The organism is Aphanothece microscopica RSMan92 (genome assembly GCF_046613545.2).
Taxonomy (GTDB): domain Bacteria; phylum Cyanobacteriota; class Cyanobacteriia; order PCC-6307; family Cyanobiaceae; genus NIES-981.
Genome location: NZ_JBKKKY020000235.1, coordinates 1 through 886, shown reverse-complemented (window position 1 = coordinate 886; position 886 = coordinate 1). Strand labels below are relative to the sequence as shown.

The window sequence follows — 886 nt, the reverse complement described above, 5'->3', positions numbered from 1 at the left end:
TCGCCGACCTGATCATCGGCGCGCCAGCGGGCGATGACGGCGGCGACGGCGCGGGCGAAGCCTATGTGGTGTTCGGCGCGGCCGGCGGCTTCGGCGTGGCGGATGGTGCCGGGCGGCAGGTGATCGACCTGACGACGCTCAGCCCCGCGCAGGGCTTCATCATCCAGGGCGATATGCCGGCCGACAGTGCGGGCCGAAGCGTCTCCGCGGCCGGGGATGTCAACCGCGACGGGTTCGACGACCTGATCGTCGGCGCCCCCAACGGCGAGGATGCCGGATTCTGGGCCGGCGAGGGCTATGTCGTGTTCGGCGGGGCGTTCGGGGGTTCCACCGCGCCCGTGACCACCACGGGCACGGCAGCGGCGGAGATGCTGATCGGTGCCGCGGGCGATGACACGCTGACGGGCGGCGGCGGGCTGGATGCGTTCAGCGGCGGCGCAGGGGATGATCGCCTGGTGGCCGCCGATGCGGGTTTCCGTCGCGTCCATGGCGGCAATGGCACGGATACGCTGGCGATCGGCGGCGCGGACGTGACGCTCGACCTGACCGCGAACCCGATGCCGCGCATCGACAGCGTGGAGCGGATCGACCTGACGGGGTCGGGCGACAACATCCTGGTGATCGACAGGCTGGCGGTGCTGGCGCTGACGGAACAGCGCGTCAACGGCGTCGCCATCGTGACTGTCGATGGCAATGCCGGGGACTGGCTGCGGCTGTTCAACGATGCCTGGACCGATGCCGGCACCGTTGATGCCGGCGGCGTCACCTATACGCGCTGGGTGTCGGAGGACGGCAGCGCGGAGGTGCGGGCGGCAGCGGCGATCGCGGTGCAGTTCGTGACGGATCTGACCGCCGTCGCTCCCGCGCGGGGCTGCATTATCCAGGG

General features: G+C 71.2%; 1 protein-coding gene. It reads left to right on the top strand.

Annotated features, from left to right (window positions below):
• The coding region (locus ACLD7X_RS17185) for an integrin alpha (RefSeq protein WP_411424907.1) at window positions 1-886 on the top strand (886 nt) is incomplete at both ends.